The 21,561-nt window shown below is 65.7% G+C and carries 17 protein-coding genes; 13 read left to right on the forward strand and 4 right to left on the reverse strand.

The genetic code is table 11. From position 1 onward, the window contains the following. Positions 1 to 25: 25 nt before the first annotated feature. From EDE08_RS17810 to EDE08_RS17820, 3 genes are all read right to left on the reverse strand, one after another. Positions 26 to 751 carry a siderophore-interacting protein gene (locus EDE08_RS17810; protein WP_245524811.1) on the reverse strand — a complete coding sequence of 242 codons (726 nt, stop codon included), beginning with the start codon at positions 749 to 751 and terminating at the stop codon, positions 26 to 28. Between the two features lie 58 nt (positions 752 to 809). Next, positions 810 to 1,499, reverse strand: coding sequence for an O-methyltransferase (locus EDE08_RS17815; protein WP_131870058.1), 690 nt, complete (start codon positions 1,497 to 1,499; stop codon positions 810 to 812). Positions 1,500 to 1,606: 107 nt separating this feature from the next. Next, positions 1,607 to 2,431: an AraC family transcriptional regulator gene (locus EDE08_RS17820; protein ID WP_131870057.1), complete on the reverse strand. Its 825-nt coding sequence runs from the start codon at positions 2,429 to 2,431 to the stop codon at positions 1,607 to 1,609. A 269-nt stretch (positions 2,432 to 2,700) separates the two neighbouring features. Here EDE08_RS17820 and EDE08_RS17825 point away from each other — a divergent pair, with 269 nt between their 5' ends. The 8 genes from EDE08_RS17825 (at position 2,701) to EDE08_RS17860 (ending at position 14,457) form a co-directional block, all read left to right on the forward strand. Then, positions 2,701 to 4,134: an NAD-dependent succinate-semialdehyde dehydrogenase gene (locus EDE08_RS17825; RefSeq protein WP_207913030.1), complete on the forward strand. Its 1,434-nt coding sequence runs from the start codon at positions 2,701 to 2,703 to the stop codon at positions 4,132 to 4,134. 78 nt (positions 4,135 to 4,212) lie between these two features. Continuing rightward, a complete protein-coding gene (pdxR, locus tag EDE08_RS17830) occupies positions 4,213 to 5,751 on the forward strand; it encodes a MocR-like pyridoxine biosynthesis transcription factor PdxR (protein ID WP_131870055.1) in 1,539 nt (512 codons plus the stop codon). Between the two features lie 424 nt (positions 5,752 to 6,175). After that, on the forward strand, positions 6,176 to 8,185 hold the full coding sequence (locus tag EDE08_RS17835) for a hydantoinase/oxoprolinase family protein (protein ID WP_131870054.1): 2,010 nt from the start codon (positions 6,176 to 6,178) through the stop codon (positions 8,183 to 8,185). Beyond that, positions 8,182 to 9,762 (forward strand): hydantoinase B/oxoprolinase family protein, encoded by a 1,581-nt coding sequence (locus tag EDE08_RS17840; protein WP_131870053.1) that lies wholly within the window; start codon positions 8,182 to 8,184, stop codon positions 9,760 to 9,762. The genes EDE08_RS17835 and EDE08_RS17840 overlap by 4 nt, the downstream gene beginning before the upstream one ends. A 10-nt stretch (positions 9,763 to 9,772) precedes the next feature. After that, the gene (locus EDE08_RS17845) at positions 9,773 to 11,068 is read left to right on the forward strand and encodes an aminotransferase class III-fold pyridoxal phosphate-dependent enzyme (RefSeq protein ID WP_131870052.1); all 1,296 of its coding nucleotides are present in this window, start codon (positions 9,773 to 9,775) and stop codon (positions 11,066 to 11,068) included. Continuing rightward, positions 11,065 to 12,747, forward strand: a complete 1,683-nt coding sequence (locus EDE08_RS17850; RefSeq protein ID WP_131870051.1) for a long-chain-fatty-acid--CoA ligase — start codon at positions 11,065 to 11,067, stop codon at positions 12,745 to 12,747. The genes EDE08_RS17845 and EDE08_RS17850 overlap by 4 nt, the downstream gene beginning before the upstream one ends. Positions 12,748 to 12,859: 112 nt before the next feature. Next, entirely contained in the window at positions 12,860 to 13,792 is a 933-nt protein-coding gene (locus EDE08_RS17855) for an N-carbamoyl-D-amino-acid hydrolase (RefSeq protein ID WP_131870050.1), read from the forward strand. 5 nt (positions 13,793 to 13,797) lie between these two features. Then, on the forward strand, positions 13,798 to 14,457 hold the full coding sequence (locus tag EDE08_RS17860) for a flavin reductase family protein (protein WP_207913032.1): 660 nt from the start codon (positions 13,798 to 13,800) through the stop codon (positions 14,455 to 14,457). Here the strand turns inward: EDE08_RS17860 and EDE08_RS17865 are convergent. Continuing rightward, positions 14,454 to 15,116 carry an aspartate/glutamate racemase family protein gene (locus EDE08_RS17865; RefSeq protein ID WP_131870048.1) on the reverse strand — a complete coding sequence of 221 codons (663 nt, stop codon included), beginning with the start codon at positions 15,114 to 15,116 and terminating at the stop codon, positions 14,454 to 14,456. The genes EDE08_RS17860 and EDE08_RS17865 overlap by 4 nt on opposite strands. Positions 15,117 to 15,172: 56 nt before the next feature. Here EDE08_RS17865 and hydA point away from each other — a divergent pair, with 56 nt between their 5' ends. The 5 genes from hydA (at position 15,173) to EDE08_RS17890 (ending at position 21,534) form a co-directional block, all read left to right on the forward strand. Further along, positions 15,173 to 16,642 (forward strand): dihydropyrimidinase, encoded by a 1,470-nt coding sequence (gene hydA / locus EDE08_RS17870; protein WP_131870047.1) that lies wholly within the window; start codon positions 15,173 to 15,175, stop codon positions 16,640 to 16,642. A gap of 16 nt (positions 16,643 to 16,658) precedes the next feature. Further along, complete coding sequence (locus tag EDE08_RS17875) at positions 16,659 to 17,633, forward strand: NAD-dependent epimerase/dehydratase family protein (protein WP_131870046.1); 975 nt, start codon at positions 16,659 to 16,661, stop codon at positions 17,631 to 17,633. Between the two features lies 1 nt (position 17,634). Then, positions 17,635 to 18,384 (forward strand): SDR family oxidoreductase, encoded by a 750-nt coding sequence (locus EDE08_RS17880; RefSeq protein ID WP_131870045.1) that lies wholly within the window; start codon positions 17,635 to 17,637, stop codon positions 18,382 to 18,384. After that, positions 18,381 to 19,817 (forward strand): NAD(P)-binding domain-containing protein, encoded by a 1,437-nt coding sequence (locus EDE08_RS17885; RefSeq protein ID WP_131870044.1) that lies wholly within the window; start codon positions 18,381 to 18,383, stop codon positions 19,815 to 19,817. The genes EDE08_RS17880 and EDE08_RS17885 overlap by 4 nt, the downstream gene beginning before the upstream one ends. A gap of 97 nt (positions 19,818 to 19,914) precedes the next feature. After that, the gene (locus EDE08_RS17890; protein WP_131870043.1) at positions 19,915 to 21,534 is read left to right on the forward strand and encodes an ABC transporter substrate-binding protein; all 1,620 of its coding nucleotides are present in this window, start codon (positions 19,915 to 19,917) and stop codon (positions 21,532 to 21,534) included. Positions 21,535 to 21,561: the final 27 nt, after the last annotated feature.

A 21,561-nucleotide genomic window follows, 5' to 3' on the forward strand; every position in this document is an offset into this window, starting at 1 on the left:
TCGTCATCGGCTGGCGGCGTTTGCGTCAATCCAATCCTGTCTTGCCCGGCGCCCAATAGGCCTTGGTCCTCATCCGCGATGTTGCGACGCCGGCCGCTTTCAGGGCCCGGCTGATACGCTGGATCGACGAAGCCTTGCCGGTCAGGACGAAATGCGCGCTTGCGGAAAAGCGCAGCAGTTCGGCCTCGACGGCTGCGAGATGGGCATCCTCGGCGCTGCGCGCGATCAGTGTCGCGCTGGCGAGACCGATCGCCGCCAGAACGGGACCTGCTTCTGCGGCATCGGAAACTTCGAACACGTGGATTGTGCCGCCCGCCTGTCGGCTCTCCTGGAGTGCCGAAGCAAGGCCGAATGAGGTTTCATCGCCGAACACAACTAGGGGCGGTTCTCCCGCGGAAGGTTCGAGTGAGCGGCGCGGGCCGAAGAGCCAGCATATGTCGCCTTCCTGCAAGCTGCTTGCCCATCGGCTGCCAGGACCGCTGCCGTGCGCGAAAGCCAGCAATGTCGTGCGTCCGTTCTCCGCGTCCCACGACATCGGCGTGTAGGTTCGCGCGCTCAGGCCGGATCCCATCGCGACCTGGATCTTCTGACCCACGGTCCATGCAAGGCCCCTGAGTGCGTCGCCCTCGATCGCGATCGACCGAAAGCGGGGTGAGAGCACCTCGATCCCGGCGATGCGCGCAGGGCGCATGAGCCATTGCAGCAACATGCGCGTGACCCGTCCCTGCGGCGGCTTCGATGGCTCGGACATCCGGGGTTGGTCGGGCTCGTTCAAAGTGGCTCCAATCATTTCTCAGCCGCCGCCGGGACTACCTGGTCCTGATGGTCAGTTCGTTGCCGCGCCCCGGATTGAACGGCAGCGGCAGCGAGAGATAGCCATTCTGGGGATCGCGCACGTAGTCGAGATAGCCCGCGCCTTCCGCAAACGCGTTCTCGCCAATGATCACTGCGCCGCACTTCAGGTGGGGCTCGAGCAGCTTCAGGATGGGAAGATAGAGCGTAAACGCGCCGTCGAGCATCACCATGTCGATCTCGCCGCCGATGCCGGCCTTGAGGGTTTCGCGCGCATCGCCGACGCGAAATTCGACCAGGTCGTCGAGCCCTGCGGCAGCGAGGTTGGCGCGTGCACGCGCGATCTTGGCGGGCTCGAGATCGGTCCCGATCAGGCGGCCGCCGCTCATGTCGCGCAAGGCGGCGGCCATGTAGATGGCGGAAATCCCCATCGAAGAGCCGAACTCCACGATGCGGGTCGCCTTGCAGGCGCGGGCGCAGAGGTAGAGAAACCGTCCGAACTCGGGCGACACATTCAGAAAATTGTCCGCGAGCCCGCGATAGACCCCCGCGAGATCCCTGGTCTCGGATTCGATGAAGTGCCTGATGGCACCCTGCTGATCGGTTGCTTCGCCCATGGCTTGCATCAGCGGCGCATCGGCCGCCTCCGCTTCCCGATGAAGACGAAGAAGAACGTCGGCGACAAGGCCTTGGCTGAGGGAATCCATGTTTCTCGGCTCCGGATAATGCGCCCGCGGACGGGCCTTGGAGCCTGAATACGGAATCGGTCTGCCGGCCGCATTCCGCGAACGTGACAATCGATTGCGATTTCCGGTCAGTGCGCGAGGACGCGGCGCTCGGCGAGGTATCGCGCGGGCGGCTTGCCCAGGGCTTTGCGGAACATGGTGACGAAGGCGCTCGCGCCCTCATAGCCGAGATCGAGCGCCACAGCCTGCACCGACGCTCCCTGGTCGAGGCGCTGAAGCGCGATGAGGATGTGGAGTTGCTGGCGCCAGCGGCCGAAGCTCATGCCGGTCTCGCGTTGCAGGGTGCGGGTCAGGGTTCTGGGAGCAACAGCCATGCGGCGGCCCCAGTCCTCGATCGTCGCGCGGTCGGAAGGGGCGGCCATCATCGCGCTCGCGATCCTGCGCAACCTGGAATCGGCCGGCATGGGAAAACGCAGCTCTTCGACAGGCGCCAGCGAGAGCTGATCCAGCAGCACTGCCGCGATCCGCCCGTCTGGCCCGTCGACGTCGTAGAGGGCCGGCATGTGCGAGGCATGGACCAGCAGACGTTCCAGCAAAGGGGATATCGTCAGCGTGCAGCATTGCCGCGGCAGCGCCGGTGCCGCATTCGGCTCCACGAACAGGCAATAGACCTCGACATCTCCAGCGACGCTCACGCCATGCGCAACATGGCCGGGAATCCAGACCGCGCAGCGCGGCGGCACGATCCACATGTTTCGCCCGGCTTCCAGCCTGACGATGCCGCGCCGGGCCAGGACGAGTTCGTCCTTGGTATGGGCGTGCATGGCCACCTCCGTTCCCTTTGTGACCATCTCGCCGCCGAAGGCTGCGATGGCGCGCGGCACGTCCTCCGGGTTGAAATCCATGGATTCGTCGGGACGAAGGTCGCCGTCGTCGAGCCGGAAGAAGGGCATGGTGGGCGGATGACCGATTTGGATGCGATTGACTGGCTCCCGGCAATATCTGGCCCGCGGGCGAGACTTGCAATGCGCGCCGCCCCAATCTCGATCGGTTCTAACCGTGGATTTGCCTCCACGAGATAGTGCCCGGGAAGGTCAGCGATGCGCTGCGGGCGGCATCACGGATCTCTTTTCGCCGGCTGTCTTTCGGTGTAGCTCTGCGCCGGCTCGAGATGGCGGCGCCAACCCGTCGAAGACTGAAAATCATGCAGGAGGCAGCACGGATGTACCCGAAAGTTCAGATGTTCATCGCCGGCGAGTGGACCGATGGTTCGTCCGGCAAGTCGGAGGACATCCTCAATCCCGCCACCGGCCAGCCGATCGGCAAGACCCCGCATGCCTCGCGCGCCGACCTCGATCGCGCGCTGGAAGCGGCCAAGGCGGGCTTCGAGATCTGGCGCAAGACCCCGCCGTTCGACCGCTACAAGCTGATGCGCAAGGCCGCCGACATCATCCGCTCGCGCGCCGCCGAGATCGCGCCCGTGATGACGATGGAACAGGGCAAGCCGGTGGTGGAAGCGCAGGGCGAGACCATGCTGGCCGGCGACCTCATCGACTGGTTCGCGGAAGAGGCGCGCCGCGCCTATGGCCGCATCGTGCCGCCGCGGATGGGCAACGTCACCCAGCTCGTGACCAAGGAGCCGGTCGGCCCGGTCGCCGCCTTCACGCCCTGGAATTTCCCGATCAACCAGGCGGTGCGCAAGATCTCGGCGGCGCTCGCCGCCGGCTGCTCGATCATCGTCAAGGGCCCGGAAGAGACGCCTGCGAGCTGCATGGAGCTGGTGCGGGCCTATGTGGATGCGGGCATTCCGGCCGGCGTCGTGCAGCTGGTGTTCGGCGTGCCGGCGGAGGTGTCGGAATATCTCATTCCGCATCCGATCATCCGCAAGATCAGCTTCACCGGCTCGACCGCCGTCGGCAAGCATCTGGCTGCGCTCGCGGGCTTGCACATGAAGCGCGTCACCATGGAGCTGGGCGGCCATGCGCCGGCGATCGTGTTCGCGGACGCGGACCTCGACAACGCCGCAAAAATCCTGTCGGCCAACAAGTTCCGCAACGCCGGCCAGGTCTGCGTCTCGCCGACGCGCTTCCTGGTGCATGAGAGCGTCTACGAGCCCTTCGTCGACAAGTTCGTGGCGGCGGCCAAGAGCCTCAAGGTCGGCAACGGCCTCGACAAGGACACGCGCATGGGACCGCTGGCGAATCCGCGCCGCGTCGATGCCATGGAGGGCCTCGTCTCCGACGCGGTCCAGCGCGGCGCCAAGGTCAAGGCCGGCGGCAAGCGCATCGGCAATGAAGGCTTCTTCTTCGAGCCGACGGTGCTCACGGACGTGCCGCGCGATGCCCGCATCATGAACGAGGAGCCGTTCGGCCCGGTGGCGCCGATCACCTCGTTCCGCAGCTATGACGAGGTGGTGGCTGAGGCCAACCGCCTGCCTTACGGCCTGGCGGCCTATGCCTACACCACCTCGACCAAGACGATGCAGGCCATCGGTGCCGACATCGAGAGCGGCATGGTGTCGATCAACCATCACGGCCTCGCATTGCCCGAAGTGCCGTTCGGCGGCATCAAGGATTCCGGCTACGGCTCCGAAGGCGGCCTCGAGGCGATCGAGGGCTATCTCAACACGAAGTTCGTGACCCAGGCGAGCGCGTAAGGAAAAGTCGCGCTGTCATTCCGGGGCGCGCCCCCGGAATGACAGCGGGCAGAACCTGCGTTGCCCGGCAGGCGAGACATGAACAACAGCCGTCATCCGAGCAAGCGTGTATCCCTTGCCGGGATCCATATCGATCGGACCTCCGCGGTGCCGCTGCACTTGCAGATCGCGAAGCATATCCGTGACGGCATTCTGTGCGGCGCCTTTCCCTCAGGAACGCAATTTCTCGGTTCGCGCGAGATCGCGCGCGAACTGGGATGCTCGCGGACCGTGGTGCTGACGGCATGGGATCTGCTCTACGCCGAGGGCTATCTGGAATCGACGCCGCGCGGCAGCGTCATTGTGGCTGCCGTTACGGCCCCGCATGCCGAGCCCGCGTCGCCTGCTGGCAAGCCTGCCCACATGTCGGAGCGTTGGCGCGCGCTGCTCGGTCTCGACTACGAGACCAACTGGCCGTCCGTGTTCGCTCCGGGCGCACCCGACATCTCGACCTTTCCGTTCAAGGATTGGTCGCGCCTGCTGCGCCAGGCCTGGCAGAATCCGAGAGAGCAGGAGTGCCTCGATCTTCCGCCCGAAGGCCATCCGCGATTGCGGAGCGAGATCGCGAACTTCCTCAGCTCCGTACGCGGTCTCGTTTGTTCGCCGGACGAGGTCGTCGTCACCTCCGGCACGTCGGGAGCACTGGATTTCTGCAGCCGGATGATCCTCGATCCCGGCGACGAGGTCTGGGTCGAGGAGCCCGGCTTCGTCGAGGCGCGATGGGCGCTCACGGCGGCCGGCGCAAACATCGTTCCGATCCCGGTCGACGACAAGGGGCTGGTCGTCTCGGAAGGAATTCGGCGCGCACCGCGCGCGCGGCTGATCGTGGTCACGCCATCGCATCAATACCCGCTCGGGATCAGCATGGGCCTGGAGCGGCGGCTCGAGCTTCTCGACTGGGCGAACAGGAACGACGTCTGGGTGATCGAGGATGACTACAATTCGGAGTTCAGGCATCAGGACAGCATGATCGCCTCACTGCGCTCGCTCGATCGCGAGGGCCGGGTGATCTATTTCGGCACTTTCTCGAAGATCATGATGCCGAACCTGCGGCTCGGATACCTCGTCGCGAACAGGCATTTCATCGAAGGGTTCGCCAAGGGCCGCGCGCGAATCGACGTGCACACATCCGGCATCGGACAACTCGCCTTGGCGGAATTCATGCGGGAAGGGCATCTGCTGCGGCACCTGCGCGCGATGCGGCGGGTCTATGCTGCGCGCCGAAAGGCGCTGATCGAGGCGATCGGAGCGCTGATGCCGGATGATCTGACCGTGTCCTCCGCCGTCACCGGCCTGCACCTGGTGGCACTGTTCACCGACGCAATGCAGGCGCGGATGAGCGATCGGGAGGCGGCCGCGGTCCTGAAGCAGGCCGGCATCCACGTGCAGCCATTGTCGCAGAATTTCCTGGAGCGGCCGACGCGACAAGGCCTGGTGTTCGGCTACGGGCGGTTGCGCGTCGAGGATGCCGCTCCACTGCTTGCAAGAATTGCAGTCTGCATCGGCGGCGCCTCTCGCGACGCACCATCCGACCCGCCAAGTCGCTCTCTTACTGATCGTACAATAAGGGGAGGCTGAGCCGACTGCGGTGCATAGCTCATAGGCATCCGGAACGCCCACGCTGCCGATTGATCGCCTGCAAATTAGACAGCTGAACTTGGTCGCTCGGACTGCAGTGCAATAGACATCGCGAATTGCCCAGAGAAATCTATGGTGCGTTGCGCGTTTCCGGCGCGGAACAGCGCGCGTTCGCGTGCTGTCTCTGCAGGCACTGCTGCACCAAAACGTGCATCCCGTGCTGTGGCGCGCTGCGCCATGGGCCTGCTGGCCCAGTGAATTGCGACAACTCTGGCCCTGTCGGAAGGCCACCGCTCTGTCGCACGCTCGCTGACGGTGGCATGACAGGGGATGCAAGATGAGCGCTCTCGGTTCGGCATTCGAGTTTGCGATGGACGGGAAGGGCCCGGCGTCCGGTTCGGACGCCACGCGTAGCTGACGCAACATGAGCTCTTTTGAAAGTCACTGGGAAGTCGGCACCGATATCGGTGGCACCTTCACCGATATCATCGCCATCAGGCGCGATTCCGCTGAAGCTCGGATCGCGAAAGTGCCCTCGCGACCGCAGGCGCCGGTTCAAGCGATGCTGGAGGCGATCGAGGCGGTGGGCCTAAGCAAGAGCGAGGTCAAGCGCTTCGTCCATGGCACCACGCGCGTCACCAACGCGATCGTCGAGAACCGGCTGCCGAAGGTCGCGTTGGTCGCGACCGAAGGCTTTGCCGACGTGCTCGATATCGCGCGCTATCGCCGCCGCGATCTCTATCGGCTCGACATTCCGCCGAAATCGCCGCCGCTGGTGCCGCCCGAACGCTGCTTCGGGCTTGCCGAGCGCCTCGATCACGAGGGTCGGGTGCTGAAGGCGCTGGAGCAAGCGGAGATCGAGCGCCTGCTGGCTTGGCTGAAGGACACCGGCGTGCAGAGTGTCGCGGTGGCCTTGCTTCACGCCTATGCCAATCCCGTCCACGAGAAGATGCTCGGCGAGCGCCTCAAGGAGGTCGTCGCCCATGTCTCGCTGTCGCACGAGGTCAACCCCGAGGCACGCGAGTATGAGCGGACTTCGGCGACCGTGTTCAACGCAGCCGCGATGCCGATCGCAGTCGAGTATCTGAGCGAACTGGAGCAGCGGCTGCCGATCGGGCCGGGATTGCAGGTGTTTCATTCCGCCGGCGCCATGATCCCGATTTCGGCAGTGAAGCGGCGGCCGCTGGTGATGGCGATGTCGGGACCGGCCGCCGGCGTCTCTGCCTCGGTCAGCATCGCGCGCCAGCTCGGCACCTCGCGGATGCTGACGTTCGACATGGGCGGCACCACGACCGACGTGTGCCTGATCGTCGACGGCCAGGCCGAGATGACCGACGGCCGCATGCTCGGTGACAAGCCGCTGCGCCAGCCGATGCTCGCGGTGCATTCGATCGGCGCGGGCGGCGGATCGATCGTGCGCAACGGTCCCGGCGGCCTGACGGTCGGGCCGGAGAGCGCCGGCTCCGAGCCGGGGCCGGCCTGCTACGGCCGCGGCGGCACGGAGCCGACCATCACCGACGCCAACGCCGTGCTCGGCTATCTCAATCCCGAGACCAAGCTTGGCGACCGCATTGGCATCGACATCGATAGCGCCAAGCGTGTCATCGAGCCAATCGCGCACGCACTGGGATTGAGCCTCACCGAAACAGCACTCGGCATCATCAAGGTCGCGAACGCGACCATGGCCCGCGCGCTTCGCCGCGTCACGGTCGAGCGCGGCATCGACGGACGCGACTGCACGCTGCTCGCCTTCGGCGGCGGCGGCCCCATGCATGCTGCGGGCCTCGCCGATCTCTACGGGATCGCGGAGGTCGTCGTGCCCAGTGCATCCAGCGCCTTCTCGGCGCTGGGCTGTCTCACCGCCGATTTCAGCTTCCTCCAGCAGCAGACTCTTCGCGCCGCCCTCGATGGCATCGACTTCGCACGCGTATCGGAGCGGATCGAGGCCCTGATTGCCGATGCATCCGCGCCGTTGCTCGCAAACGGAGTTGCGAAGGCGGAGATCCAGGTCGAACTGGTGGCCTTGATGCGCTATGCGGCGCAGAACGACGCCATTCCGGTGCCGTTCACACTGCCGCTCGATGTCGCCAGGCTGAAGCAGGATTTCCTGACGCGGCATCACGAGTTGTTCGGCTATGCGACCAGTGAGCCCTGCGTCATCGAATCCGTGCGAGTGCAGGCGCGCCGGCCGTCGACGACGGTCGTCAGCCGGCCCGCGACGGCCGTGAGAGCGGCGTCAACGGACACGCGCAGCTGCTCGTTCGACGGCTTCCATGACATTCCGACCGCAATCATCGACCGCGCCTCGCTCACCGAGACCGTCAGCGGTCCGGCTATCATCGAAGACGCATGGTCCACCGTGGTGGTGCCGCCGGGCTGGCAGGCAAAGCCTGATGTATCCGGCAATCTGTTCCTGACGCGGAGGGAGGCATGAAGCTCGACCCGTTCGTCGTCGAGGTCATCAGGCACGGTCTCTCGGCCGCAGCCGAGGAGATGAGCCTGGTGATGACGCGCTCGGCGCGCTCGCCGCTCTTGCGCGAGGCCGGCGACCTGTCGTCGGCGATCACCGACGGCCACGGCGGTCTGGTCGGGCAGGGGCGCGACATCCCGATCCATCTCGGCGCGATGGCCTACACCATCCCCGAATTGCTGAAGGTGGTGCCGCGCGACAGCCTGAACGACGGCGACGTCGTGATCTACAATGTCGGCGCGCTCGGGGGCAATCATCTCAACGACGTCAAGGTGGTGCGCCCCGTCTTCGTCGATGGCGAGATCGTGGCGTTCGCGGTGAGCCTCGCGCACTGGCCCGACATCGGCGGCACTTGGCCGGGCAGCTATTTCGCCAAGGCCGTCGACACGTTTCAGGAAGCACTGCGGATTCCGCCGGTGCTGATCGCGACTTCAGCCGGCGTCAACACGCCGATCGTGCAGTTGCTCAAGGCCAATGTCCGCGATGCCGAATCCTGCGAGGGCGATCTCCTCGCCCAGATCGCCGCGACCAAAGCCGGCGAGAAGCGCATCGTCGAGCTCTGCCGCGAGCACGGCAAGGCGGTCTTCATGGCGGCGCAGTCGCGCCTGCATGATCTCTCCGAAATCGAGATGCGCGAGGCGCTCCGCGACCTTCCCGACGGCGTCTATGAGGGCGAGGACTATCTCGACGACGGCAGCGACAACAACGCGTCGGCGCGGATCCATGTGAAGATCACCATTCGCGGCGACGAGGCGACCTTCGACCTCTCCGGCAGCTGCGACCGCGTCTCGAACTTCTGCAACACGACACCGTTCATGGCGCGCTCGGCCGTCGCCTATGCCGCGCGCATCATGAGCGGACGAGACATGCAGCAGAACGCCGGCGCGCTCAGGCCACTGACCATCATCACGCGCCCGGGCTCGATCCTGGAGCCGGGCTGGTCGGCGTCCGTCGCCGCCGGCAACCATGAGACGTCCATGCGCATCGTCGATGCGATCTTTCGCGCCATGCAGGACACCATCCCCGAACGCCTGTCGGCCGGCGGGGCGACCACTGCGGGTGTGCTGTTCTTTGCCGAACCGCGGCCGAACGGATCGTGGAAGATGCTCTACGAGGTCCACGGCGGCGGCGAAGGCGCGCGCCACGATCGGGCCGGCATGTCGGCAACCCGGGTGCATCTGTCCAATACCTCGAATACGCCGGTCGAGGTGATCGAGGCGAATTACGCGATCCGGCTGGAGCAGCAGGCCATCCGCCGACAATCCGGCGGCGCGGGGACGCACCGCGGCGGTGACGGTTCGGTCCGCACCTATCGCATCCTCGCACCGTCGATGCACCTGACCACTTGCATCGAACGGATGGTGATTGCGCCCTGGGGCATGCAGGGCGGCGAATCCGGCAAGGCGTGCCGTATCTCGCTGGTCAGGCACGGCGCGAACGTCGCGATCGACGGCAAGTCCAACCTGGTGTTGCAGCAAGACGATCTCGTCACGATCGAGATGTGCGGCGGCGGCGGCTATGGCGCCGCGGCTGCAGAGTGAGGGGATGGCGATGAGCAGATTGTTGCGAACCGGGCTGAATGCGGGCGAGGCCGCCCCGATGGCCGTGGTCGGCGGCGAGGGCGTCTACTTTCACCTGTCCGATGGCCGCAAGCTCATCGACGGCAGCAACACCGGCGGGGGTCTCGGCCATCGCCATCCCGCGATGGTGGAGGCGATCCGCCGCGCGGCGGATACGCCCGTCGTCAACGAGGGCTGGACCTGGGTCGGCCGCGAGCAGGCCGCGGACGATCTGATGGCGACAGCTTTCAAAGGCGAGGAGGACTGGGTCGGCGCGGTGCGCTTCTGCATCAGCGGCAGCGAGGCCAACGACATGGCGCTGTCGCTCTGTCAGGCGCTGACGCAGCGGTCCGCATTGGCGACGCGCGAACGCGCCTATCATGGCATCACCGGCCTGTCGCGCAGCATGACGGTGCAGCCGCAATGGCATGGCGGCCTTGCCGTGCACGCGGGCGGCTCGAGGCTACCCGCCCCGATGGCACCCGTGCGGGTTCTGCCGGCGCCGGATGGCGCGATCTATGGCGCGCCCACCACCAATACCCCGCCGAGCGAATATCTCGCCGATGCCACGCGGCTGCTCTCGGACACGGCGGCGACGATCATCGACTACACCCAGGGCGGCATCTACTACGACGGTGCCTATCAGGACGAGGTGGCGCGCTGCGCGCGGCAGGCCGGCTCATACTGGATCGCGGACGAGGTCGTCACGGGTGCCGGCCGCGCGGGGCGCTGGTTCGCATTCCAAGGCGCGCAAAGCCGTCCTGATATCGTAACGCTCGGAAAATCGCTCGGCGGCGGCGCGGCGGCAGTCGCAGCGGTGGTGGCATCGAAACAGATCGTCGAACGCCTCAAGGGGACGAGCTGGCAGAACTACGGCACGCTGCGCGGCCATCCCATCAGCATGGCGGCCGTCAGCGCCTACCTGAAGGTTGTCACGGGCGACAAGATTCTGGAGCGTGTGCAGCAGCTCGAGAAGCTGTTCGCCCGCCGCCTGCTCGCGATCGCGCAGAAGCATCCGAGCGTGCAGCGCGTCGCGGGGCAGGGGCTGCACTGGACGGTGGAGCTGCACGGGCCGGATTGGCGCACCTGGCGCGCCGACACGACCGAAGTGCCGATCGCCTCGCGCGTCGCGGAGCGGGCGCTGGAAGCCGGTGCGGTGATCGGCACCAGCGGCGAGCAGACCTCGCTGTTTTTGGCGCCGCCGCTCGTCATTTCCGAGCGCGAGGCTGACCAGCTTCTGGACGCGCTCGATCACGGTCTCGATATCGCCGACGAGGAGCACGGGTGAACGCGGATCACGCAACGCCACGCCGGTCGCCGGCCTGGCCGGCGGATGAGCCCTGGCATCTCGCGATGCCGGAGGGAACGCTGTACGACGCGCTGGCGCGTGCAGCACGTGAACGGCCGTCGCATCCGGCGACGGTATTCTACGGCGCGAGCCTGAGCTACGCCGAGCTGCGCGAGCGTGTCGATGCCATGGCCGGCTTCCTGCAGGGCGCCTGCGGCGTCAAGCGCGGCGACCGCATCATGATCGCGCTGCAGAACTCGCCGCAATATGTCATCGCCTATTACGCCGTGATGCGGGCGGACGCCGTGATCGTACCCGTCAATCCCATGAACAAGACCGTCGAGATCGCGTATCTCGCCGTGGATAGCGGGGCCAAGGTCGCGATCGTCGGGAGCGAACTGAGCGATGTATTTGCCCCGCTGCTGGGCGAGGCCATCAGGCATGCGATCGTCGCGCAGTATCGCGACGAGATTCCTGCCGCGACGCCCTATACGCTGCCATCGTGCGTGACGGAAGCGCCGACGGAGGTGCCGTCATCGCCGGGCTGGCATTCCTGGTCGTCCGCGATCGCACGAGGCTTGCAGCCGGCTGTGATGACCGCGGGGCCGGACGATCTCATGATCCTGCCCTACACGTCGGGCACCACAGGCAAGCCCAAGGCGTGCATGCATATCCATCGCAGCGCGCTGTTCACCGCCGTGTTGCAGGCGCGCTGGTATCGGCTCGATGGCAGCGACGTGATGACCGGCTTCATGCCTTTGTTCCATGTTGCGGGCATGCAGGGCTCGATGAATGCGGCGATGGTCACTGGGGCCACGCTGCTCCTGATGGCGCGCTGGGACAAGGACTTGCTGCCGGACCTCTTCGAAACCTATGGCGCGACGTTCTGGAACGCGGCGCCGACCATGATCGTGGATGTGCTCGCAAGCGCCGGCTTCCGCGACCGCAGCTTTGCCAAGCTCAGGGTGCTGACCGGCGGCGGCGCGGCAATGCCGACAGCGGTGGCCGAACGGCTCAAAGGACGCTTCGGGCTCGATTTCGTCGAGGGCTACGGCATGACCGAGACGATGTCGCCGACGCATCTCAACCCGATGGCGGTGCCGAAACGGCAGTGCCTCGGCATCGCCGTTCACGAGACGGATGCACGGATCATCGACCCCGAGAGCCTGGTCGAGCTGGACGACAACGTCGTCGGCGAGATCATCGTGCATGGACCGCAGGTGCTGCAGGGCTATTGGAACCGACCGCAGGCGGACGCCGAAGCCTTCATCGAACGCGACGGCAAGCGGTTCCTGCGCACGGGCGATCTCGGTTTTCGCGACGCCGACGGTTATTTCTTCGCCGTCGATCGCCTCAAGCGGATGATCAATGTCAGCGGCTTCAAGGTCTGGCCGGCCGAGGTCGAGGCTGCGATGTACCAGAACCGCGCAATCCGGGAGTGCTGCATCATTTCAGCGCCGGACGATTACCGCGGCGAGACCGTCAAGGCGCTTGTCGTGCTGGACGAGGCGGCGCGGGCAACGACATCGCCCGATGACATCGTTGGCTGGGCGCGTGGCGTGATGGCGAGCTACAAGGCGCCGCGCGCGGTCGTCTTCGTCGACCAGCTGCCGCGCACTGCAAGCAACAAGATCAACTGGCGGCTGTTGCAGGATGCCGAATGGGGGCGAACGGCATGAAATCTGCTTGGCTGGAAAACGGACGCAAGGCGGCGCTATGCTGCCGCTACGCCCTTGAAGCTGCGATCCCCAGCCTCGCCAGGAAATTCGTGAAGAGATCAGGAAGTCGCTGATGCGAATCGTCAATGTCGCCGCCGCCCAGATGGGCCCGATCCAGAAAGCCGATAGCCGCGAGGCCGTGGTCAAGCGCATGATCGCGCTGATGGACGAGGCCAAGAGCAAGGGCGCCGACTTGATCGTCTATCCCGAATTGGCACTGACGACGTTCTTCCCGCGCTGGTATGTCGAGGACCGGGCCGAGTTCGACGTCTGGTTCGAGCGGGAGATGCCGAACGCGGCGACAAGGCCGCTGTTCGAGCGTGCCGCGCAGCACGGAATGGCGATGAACTTCGGCTATGCGGAGCTGACGCCCGACGGTCATCACTTCAACACAGCTATTCTCACCGACAAGTCCGGCAAGATCGTCGGCAAATATCGCAAGGTCCATCTTCCGGGCCATGTGGAGTACGACACCAGGCGCTCGCACCAGCATCTGGAGAAGCGTTATTTCGAGCCGGGCGATCTCGGCTTCAAGGTCTGGCGCGAGCTCGGCGGCATCATCGGCATGGCGATCTGCAACGACCGCCGCTGGCCCGAGACCTATCGCGTCATGGGCCTGCAGGGCGTCGAGATGGTGCTGATCGGCTACAACACGCCGTCGGTGAATGCGGAGAAGAGCGAAGAAGGCGTCGAAAAGCGCCTGTTCCACAATCGCCTTTCGGTGCAGGCCGGCGCCTACCAGAACGCGACCTGGGTCGTGGCGGTGGCCAAGGCCGGCGTCGAGGACGGCCACCCGCTGTTCGGCGGCAGTCTGATCGTGGATCCCAATGGCGAGATCGTCGTGGAAGCGAAGACCGAAGATGACGAAGTTCTGGTTCATCCTTGCGACCTCGATGCCACGACCTTCGGCAAGACCACGATCTTCGATTTCGCCCGGCATCGCCGCATCGAGCATTATGGCCTGATCACCAGCCAGACCGGCGCGGTGCCGCCGCCGGAGACGTGACGCCGATGGCTGACAAGGGCATCTCCCTGTGCGAGCTCGACGCGCGTGACCGCTACAAGCTGCTCTGCGGCGTTGTGGTGCCGCGGCCGATCGCGCTGGTGACGACGCTGGACGAGAGCGGAGCTGTCAATGCGGCGCCGTTCAGCTTCTTCAACGTCTTCTCGGAAAGCCCCGCGCTGATCGTGCTCGGCCTGCAGCACAAGCCTGATCACAGCCCGAAGGACACGACCCGCAATATCCATCGCGACGGCGAGTTCGTCGTGCACATGGTGGATGAAGCGCTGTCGGTGGCGATGAACGACTGCGCGGTCGATTTCCCCTCCGGCGACAGCGAGGTCGCCGCAACGGGCCTGGCGACGCTTCCGTCGGTGGACGTGAAGGTGCCGCGCCTCGCCGCGGCGCCGTTCGCACTGGAGTGCCGGCGCCATGTGGTGCTGACCTTCTCACCTGATCGTGAGCTGCTGGTTGGCGAGGTGCTCAGGGTGCATGCCCGCGAGGGCCTCGTCGACGAGGCCAACATGTATGTCGATCTCGACGCGTACCGGCCGATCGGCCGTATGTTCGGCAATCTCTACACCACGCAGCGGGATACGTTCGCACTTGTCCGCGAGAGCCATGCGCAATGGCTCGCGCGGCAGGACGCCAAAGAGCTGAAGGACGCCTAGTGAGCCGAGAACTGCACCGTACCCAGCGCCATGGTGACGGCCGCCTGTGTCGGGTCGATCACGGGAATGCGCAGCGCGTCTTCCAGGGCACGGCGGTGGCGCGCCATGCCGGCGCAGCCCATCACGACAGCGCGGGCACCGTCCTCGTCGCGCAGCGCGCGGCCGACCTCGATCATCTTCGCCAGCGTGCCCTCGCCCGAAGCCGTTTCCGCAACGCTCATGTTGAGCGGCCGCTCGCCGGCGAGGCGGTCGGTCAGGCCCATCTGCCTGAGATAGCGCATGTGGCGCGCGATCGAGCGCTGGGCGATCGCAATCACGCCGAAGGTCTCGGCGCGGGAAAGCGCGGTCAGCACGCCGCACTCGGCGATGCCGAACACGGGGCGCTCGGTGCCTTCGCGGCAGACCTGAAGCCCGGGATCGCTGTAGCAGGCGATGACGAAGGCGGCCGAGCTGTTGTCGCTTTCGACGAGCTTTCGCAGCGGCATCGCGACGCTGTCGGCGTCCGCCTGGCTCTCGATGCCGAAGGGCCCCTCGGCCAGCGTCTGGCAGACCACCTCCGGCCCGCCCTCGAAGTCGAGCGGCTTCAGCGCATCCTCCAGCCCTTGCGTGACCTTATGGTTGGAGTTCGGGTTGATGACGAGAATGCGCGGCCGGGACATGATGGTCTTCCTGCAAAATGGAGATCACTCGTTTCAGGCATATCATGGAGTGCCTCATGACTGAACCAGTTTACGACCTGATCATCCGCGGTGGCCGCGTCGCCACCACCACCGACGTCTTCGAGGCCGATGTCGCGATTTCCGGCGAGACCATTGCAGCCGTCGGGAAGGGCCTTCCGGCGGCCAAGCGCGAGATCGACGCGCGCGGCAAGCTGGTGCTGCCCGGCGGCGTCGACAGCCACGCGCATATCGAGCAGCTCTCCGCTGCCGGCATCATGAATGCCGATACGTTCGAAAGCGCGACCGTCTCTGCCGCCTTCGGCGGCACCACCACGGTGATCCCGTTTGCAGCCCAGCATGTCGGGATGAAGCTGCCGCAGGTGGTGGAGGACTATCACGCGCTGGCGAGGAAGGGCGCGGTGATCGACTACGCTTTCCATATGATCATCGCGGATGCAACGAGGGAGACGGTCGAGGAGCACATCCCCGCGCTGGTCAAGCAGGGCCATGCGTCGATCAAGATCTTCATGACCTATGACCGGCTCAAGGTCGATGACGAGCCGTTGCTCGACATCCTGCTCGCCGCGCGCCAGTCCGGCGCGATGCTGTGCGCGCATGCCGAGAACCACGGCATCATCGCCTGGATGGTGAAGCGCCTGCTCGCGCGCGGCTACACCATGCCGAAATACCACGCCGTCAGCCACGCCCGCGTGTCGGAAGCCGAAGCCTTCACCCGGCTGATCGGCATGGCCGCGCTGATCGACCAGCCGATCATGATCTTCCATGTCTCGACCGCCGAAGGCGCCAAGGTGATCCGCGATGCGCGCGGGCAGGGGCTGAAGGTCTTTGCCGAGACCTGTCCGCAATATCTGTTCCTGACCGCTGGCGATCTCGACAAGCCCGGCTCCGAGGGCGCCAAGTGGATGTGCAGCCCGCCGCCACGTACGCACGCGGATCAAGAGGCGCTGTGGCAGGCGCTCTCGCTCGGTGACCTCCAGACCATTTCGTCGGATCACGCGCCGTATCGCTATGACGAGACCGGCAAGCTCCGCGCCGGTCCCAATCCGAACTTCAAGCAGGTCGCCAACGGCCTGCCGGGACTGGAGCTGCGGCTGCCGCTGCTGTTCGACGCGATGGTGTCGAAGGGTCGCTTGGGCCTCGAAAAATTCGTCGAGCTGACGGCGACGGCGCCGGCAAAGATCTACAATCTGCATCCGCGCAAGGGCTCGATCGCCATCGGCGCCGATGCCGACATCGCGGTCTGGGATCCGAACCGCGAGGTGACGATCACCGATGAGATGATGCACGATCTCACCGGCTACACGCCGTTCGCGGGCCGCAAGCTGAAGGGCTGGCCGGTAGCCGTGCTCTCGCGCGGCCGCGTGGTCGTCGAGGGCAATAAGTGTCTCGCGAGTGCGGGCAGCGGAAAATTCCTGGCGCGCAGCGGCGGCGAGGCGGCGAGGCCGACCGGCCGGCTCGTCGCCGACATGGATCCGGAACGGAACTTTGGGGCAAAACTGCTGTGATGGCGGATCGCGCGCGATGAAGATCGTCATCTTCGGCGGCACCGGCTTTGTCGGCCTCAACTTGGCGGAGGCGTTGCTCGCGCGCGGCCACGACGTGACGCTGTATGATCGTTCGCCGCTGCCGCCGGCCGCGCAGCGATCCCTGCTGGATTCTCGGGAGCGACTCCGAATCGTTCAAGGCGATATCACCGACGCGGCCGGTATCGATACCCTCATCGCTGAAGGCTGGGACGCAATCGTGCTGGGTGCGGCCATCACCGCCGGGGATGATCTCGAGAGGGCGTCGCCCGCGCGCGTTCTCGAGATCAACGTCATGGCGCAGATCCCGATCCTGCAGGCGGCGATCCGTCACGGCGTTCGCCGCGTCGTCAATCTGTCCTCGGCGTCCGCCTATGGCGCCGCAGGCCAGCGTCATCAAGTCCTGGACGAGGAAACGGCCTGCGATCCCGTCTCGTTCTACGCCATCAGCAAATTCACCTCGGAGCGCTCCGTCGCGCGCCATGCCGAGCTCTTTGGCGGCGATTTCCTGAGCGTGCGGCTGAGCGCCGTGTTTGGCCCGTGGGAGCGGGCCGGCGCGGTGCGCGATACGCCCAGCCTCCAATTCCAGATCCTGGCGGCGTTCGCTCGCGGCGAGCCAGCGATCATGCCGGGACCGGGCTTCAAAGATTGGACCTACGCCGTCGACGCCGCCGAGGCCGTGGCTGTGCTGATCGAGGCCGAGCGGCCGCGCCATCGTCTCTACAACATCTCCAGCGGCGCGGCCTGGTCGGCGCTGCAATGGGGCGAGGCCTTTGCGGCACTTCATCCCGGCCTGCACTGCCGGCTTGCGAACCCGGGCGAGAAGACCTTCATCAAGCTGCACGGCGGCGATCGCGCACCGCTCTCGGTTGCACGGATGACCGATGAATTCGGCTGGCACGCGCGGTTCGGCTGCGCCGAGTCCGCTGCTGCGATGAGCGCCTGGTGGGTCCAGCACAAGGAGGGGATCTAATATGCGGCTGCAGGGACGCACCGCCATCATCACCGGGGCCGGCTCGGGCATTGGCCGCGCCAGCGCAAAACTGTTTGCAGAAGAAGGAGCGCGTCTCGCTCTGGTCGATCGCGATGCCGCGGGGCTCCAGGAAACGCTTCGCCTGCTGGGCGAAGCAACGACGCATGTCGGCGACGTCGGCGATGCCGCATTCGCCGAAACTGTTGTCGGCGAGGTCATCGCGCGGCACGGTAGGCTCGATATCCTGATGACGGCAGCAGGCTTCTCCTGCGGCGGCACCGTGCTGACCACGAGCCCGGACGATTGGGATGCGGTGTTCCGCGCCAATGTCGGCGGCACATGGCTGTGGGCGCGGGCGGCGGTGCCGCAGATGCAGCGGCAGAACAGCGGCTCGATCATCACGCTGGCATCGCAGCTCGCGATCGCCGGCGGCAGGGGCAACAGCGCCTATATCGCTGCCAAGGGCGCGATCGTCAGCCTGACCCGGACGATGGCGGTGGATTTCGCAACGGACGGCATCCGCGTCAACGCCATCGCGCCGGGCGCGATCGATACGCCGATGCTTCGCCGCAGCTTCGCCCGTCACGCCAATTCAGAGGAAGTGCGCGAGGCCTCGCGCAATCGCCACGCCATGAAGCGGTTCGGTCAGGCGGAGGAGATCGCCCAGACCGCGCTGCATCTCGCCAGCGATGCGTCCTCGTTCACGACCGGCACCGTGATGGTGGTCGACGGAGGCTGGCTCGCGGCATGAGTGAGGCGCTCACCCAGCTCGAAGCGGACGTGCGCGCCGATCTCGCTCGGATCGCGCATCCCGGTGCCGCATGGCTCGAACCGAAGACCGGGCCGGACGGCAATCCTGCGCTGGATGTGCTCATCATCGGCGCCGGCCAATCCGGCATCGCCATCGGCTTCGGCCTGATGCGCTCCCGCGTCAGCAACATCCTCCTGATCGACAAGGCCGAGGAGGGGAAGGAGGGCCCGTGGCTCACCTATGCCCGGATGCCGACGCTGCGCAGCCCGAAGGATTACACCGGCCCCGACCTCGACATCCCGAGCCTCACCTACCAGTCCTGGCACGAAGCCCGGTTCGGCAAGGAAAGCTGGCAGGCGCTCGATCTGATTCCGCGCGCGCACTGGGCCGAGTACCTGATCTGGCTCAGGCGCACGATCGGCTTGCCGGTATGCAACGGCTGTGAGCTCCTGGAGATTGCGCCAGCGGCTGACGGCCTGCTCGCCGCGCGCGTGAAGCATGCCGAAGGGACGGAGACGCTTTATGCGCGCAAGATCGTGCTGGCGACGGGGCAGGAGGGGATGGGCGGCTGGATGATCCCGGAGCAGCTAGCGCATCTGCCGGCAAGCTCGGTCGCGACCGTCGCCGACGACATCGATTTCGAAGGACTTCGCGGCAAGCGTGTCGCCGTGATCGGTGCGGGCGCATCCGCTTTCGACAATGCGGCCACCGCGTTGGAGGCGGGTGCCGCCGAGGTGCACTTGCTGTGCCGCCGGACGCAGATCCAGGTGATCCAACCCTATCGCTGGCTGACCTTCCGCGGCTTCCTGCGCCATCTCAGCGATCTCGACGATGCCTGGCGCTGGCGCTTCATGCGCAAGGTCCTCGAGATGCGGGAAGGATTTCCGCAACCAACCTATGACCGCTGCGCGCGCCACGCCAATTTCACATTGCACGAGGGCGCGCCGATCGAAGCGGCGCGCGAGACCGGCAAAGCCATTGAATTGCAGACGCCGCGGGGCGCCATCATTGCCGATTTCGTCATCTGCGGCGCAGGCATCGACATGAACTTTGCCGGCCGCGGCGAGCTCTCCAGGTTTGCCGGCAATATCGCCACCTGGGCCGACCGCTACCAGCCGCCGGAGGGTGAACGTAATGAACGGCTCGGCCGCTTTCCCTATCTCGCCGACGACTATGCCTTCACCGAGCGCGTGCCCGGCAAGACGCCGTGGATCTCCGACATCCATCTCTTCGCCATCGCCTCCACGATGAGTTTTGGCGCCTCGGGATCGTCGATCAATGCGATGACCACCGCAGTGCCCAAGCTCGTGAATGGGCTGACACGCGGCCTGTTCCGCGCCGATGTCGAGCGGCACTGGGCTTCGCTCAGCGCCTACGACGTGCCGCAGGCGGTGGTTGCGCGGCCGGCGCGAAAAATGGAGGAGCAGCGATGATCATCCATGCCCCGCCGCAGCGAAGATTGGCGCGCAACTTGCTTCTTTCTTGACCAGCCTTGGCGACCTTCCTGTTCGACAATTCAAGGGAAAACGAATGCGTTTTGTGTCTTTCAGATCCGCGACCACGATCCTCGCCGCCACCGCGCTGTTGCTGATCGCGACCGCGCCGTCGCATGCGCAATCCAGGGCGGAAACGCTGCGCTATGTGACCGGCGCATCCGTCAACACGCTCGATCCAAACATCCCCGGCGCGACCCGCGAATCCTTCGGGCTCAGCATGAGCACCTACGATCGGCTGGTGTCGTTCGGTCGCAAGCAGCTCAACGGCAAATGGGTGTTCGATCTCGACACCATCAACGGCGAGCTCGCCGAATCCTACGACGTCAGCCCCGATGGCCTGAAGATCACCTTCCGCCTGCGCAAGGACGCCAAGTTCCAGGACGGCTCGCCCGTGACGGCGGACGACGTGAAGTGGTCGCTCGACCGCTGCGTCACCGCGCCGATCCTCGGCAAGGCGCAGCTGCTGACGGGATCGCTCACCTCGGCCGACCAGTTCAAGGTGATCGATCCCCTGACGATCGAGGTGACGCTGCCGAAGCCCGACAAGCTGGCGCTGCCGAATCTCGCCACTGTCTATCCGATGATCATCAACTCGAAGCTGGCCAAGGAGCATGCGACGGCGGACGATCCGTGGGCGATGGCCTGGCTGAAGGAGCACACCGCCGGCAGCGGCGCCTATGTGGTCGAGACTTTCAAGCCCGGCGAGCAGGTGACCCTCAAGCGCAACGAGGCCTGGAACCGCGGTTCTCCCGACCGGCCCGCCTTCTTCAAGCGCATCATCGTGCAATCGGTGCCGGAGCCGGCGACCCGCGCCAATCTGGTCGAACGCGGCGATGCCGATATCGTACTCGATCTCCAGGCGAGCGACGTCCAGTCGCTCGAAGCCAAGGGCAAGCTGAAGGTGGTCTCGACGCCGCAATACAACGCGATCACCTACGTCTCGATGAACAACCAGATCCCGCCCTTCGACAACGTCAACGTCCGCCGCGCGATCGCGTTCGCGCTACCCTATGAGGACATGTTCAAGGCCGCCTTGTTCGGCCGCGGCATGCCGCTGTACGGCGCCAGCTGGCCGGACGGCAAACCGCTGAACGGAATCTATCCGTTCCAGCAGCCGGTCAAGCTCGACCTCGACAAGGCAAAGGAATATCTCAAGGCTGCCGGTTTCCCGGAGGGCTTCTCGACCACTTTCAGCTTCAATGTCGGGTGGGCCTCCCAGGCGGAGCCGATGGCGGCGCTGATCAAGGAGTCGCTCGGCAAGATCGGGATCAAGGTCGACATCCAGAAGCTGCCGGACGCGCAGATGTCGACGCTGATCAACGAGAAGAAGCTGCCCTTCTTCACCGAAGGCATCGTCGCCTGGCTGCCGTCGACGGACTACTTCTACCGCAACTTCTACACCGGCAATCAGCGCTGGAACTACTCGTCGATCAACAATCCCGACCTGGCCGCGATCGCGCAGGGAGCCCGCTTCGAGCCGGACAAGGCCAAGTATGAGGAGGCCGGCCGCAAGCTCAATGCGATGCATTTCGACCTGATGCCGCAGATCATGTTGTGGCAGCCGAATCAGGATGCGGTGATGGCGGCCTCCGTCGAAGGCTACACCTACGAGTTCCACCGCCAGGTCGACTATCGCAACCTGAGCCGCAAGTAGCTTCCGAAAGCAGGAGAGGTGCCGAAA

Origin of the sequence: Bradyrhizobium sp. R2.2-H (assembly GCF_004346455.1) — a bacterium.
Lineage (GTDB): Bacteria > Pseudomonadota > Alphaproteobacteria > Rhizobiales > Xanthobacteraceae > Bradyrhizobium > Bradyrhizobium diversitatis.

Coding starts and splice junctions, on each gene's coding strand:
- hydA (WP_131870047.1), top strand. CDS start 15,173: ATGACTGAACCAGTTTACGACCTGATCATCCGCGGTGGCCGCGTCGCC.
- EDE08_RS17840 (WP_131870053.1), top strand. CDS start 8,182: ATGAAGCTCGACCCGTTCGTCGTCGAGGTCATCAGGCACGGTCTCTCG.
- EDE08_RS17845 (WP_131870052.1), top strand. CDS start 9,773: ATGAGCAGATTGTTGCGAACCGGGCTGAATGCGGGCGAGGCCGCCCCG.
- pdxR (WP_131870055.1), top strand. CDS start 4,213: ATGAACAACAGCCGTCATCCGAGCAAGCGTGTATCCCTTGCCGGGATC.
- EDE08_RS17890 (WP_131870043.1), top strand. CDS start 19,915: ATGCGTTTTGTGTCTTTCAGATCCGCGACCACGATCCTCGCCGCCACC.
- EDE08_RS17865 (WP_131870048.1), bottom strand. CDS start 15,116: ATGTCCCGGCCGCGCATTCTCGTCATCAACCCGAACTCCAACCATAAG.
- EDE08_RS17810 (WP_245524811.1), bottom strand. CDS start 751: ATGTCCGAGCCATCGAAGCCGCCGCAGGGACGGGTCACGCGCATGTTG.
- EDE08_RS17820 (WP_131870057.1), bottom strand. CDS start 2,431: ATGCCCTTCTTCCGGCTCGACGACGGCGACCTTCGTCCCGACGAATCC.
- EDE08_RS17815 (WP_131870058.1), bottom strand. CDS start 1,499: ATGGATTCCCTCAGCCAAGGCCTTGTCGCCGACGTTCTTCTTCGTCTT.
- EDE08_RS17835 (WP_131870054.1), top strand. CDS start 6,176: ATGAGCTCTTTTGAAAGTCACTGGGAAGTCGGCACCGATATCGGTGGC.
- EDE08_RS17875 (WP_131870046.1), top strand. CDS start 16,659: ATGAAGATCGTCATCTTCGGCGGCACCGGCTTTGTCGGCCTCAACTTG.
- EDE08_RS17880 (WP_131870045.1), top strand. CDS start 17,635: ATGCGGCTGCAGGGACGCACCGCCATCATCACCGGGGCCGGCTCGGGC.
- EDE08_RS17855 (WP_131870050.1), top strand. CDS start 12,860: ATGCGAATCGTCAATGTCGCCGCCGCCCAGATGGGCCCGATCCAGAAA.
- EDE08_RS17860 (WP_207913032.1), top strand. CDS start 13,798: ATGGCTGACAAGGGCATCTCCCTGTGCGAGCTCGACGCGCGTGACCGC.
- EDE08_RS17825 (WP_207913030.1), top strand. CDS start 2,701: ATGTACCCGAAAGTTCAGATGTTCATCGCCGGCGAGTGGACCGATGGT.
- EDE08_RS17885 (WP_131870044.1), top strand. CDS start 18,381: ATGAGTGAGGCGCTCACCCAGCTCGAAGCGGACGTGCGCGCCGATCTC.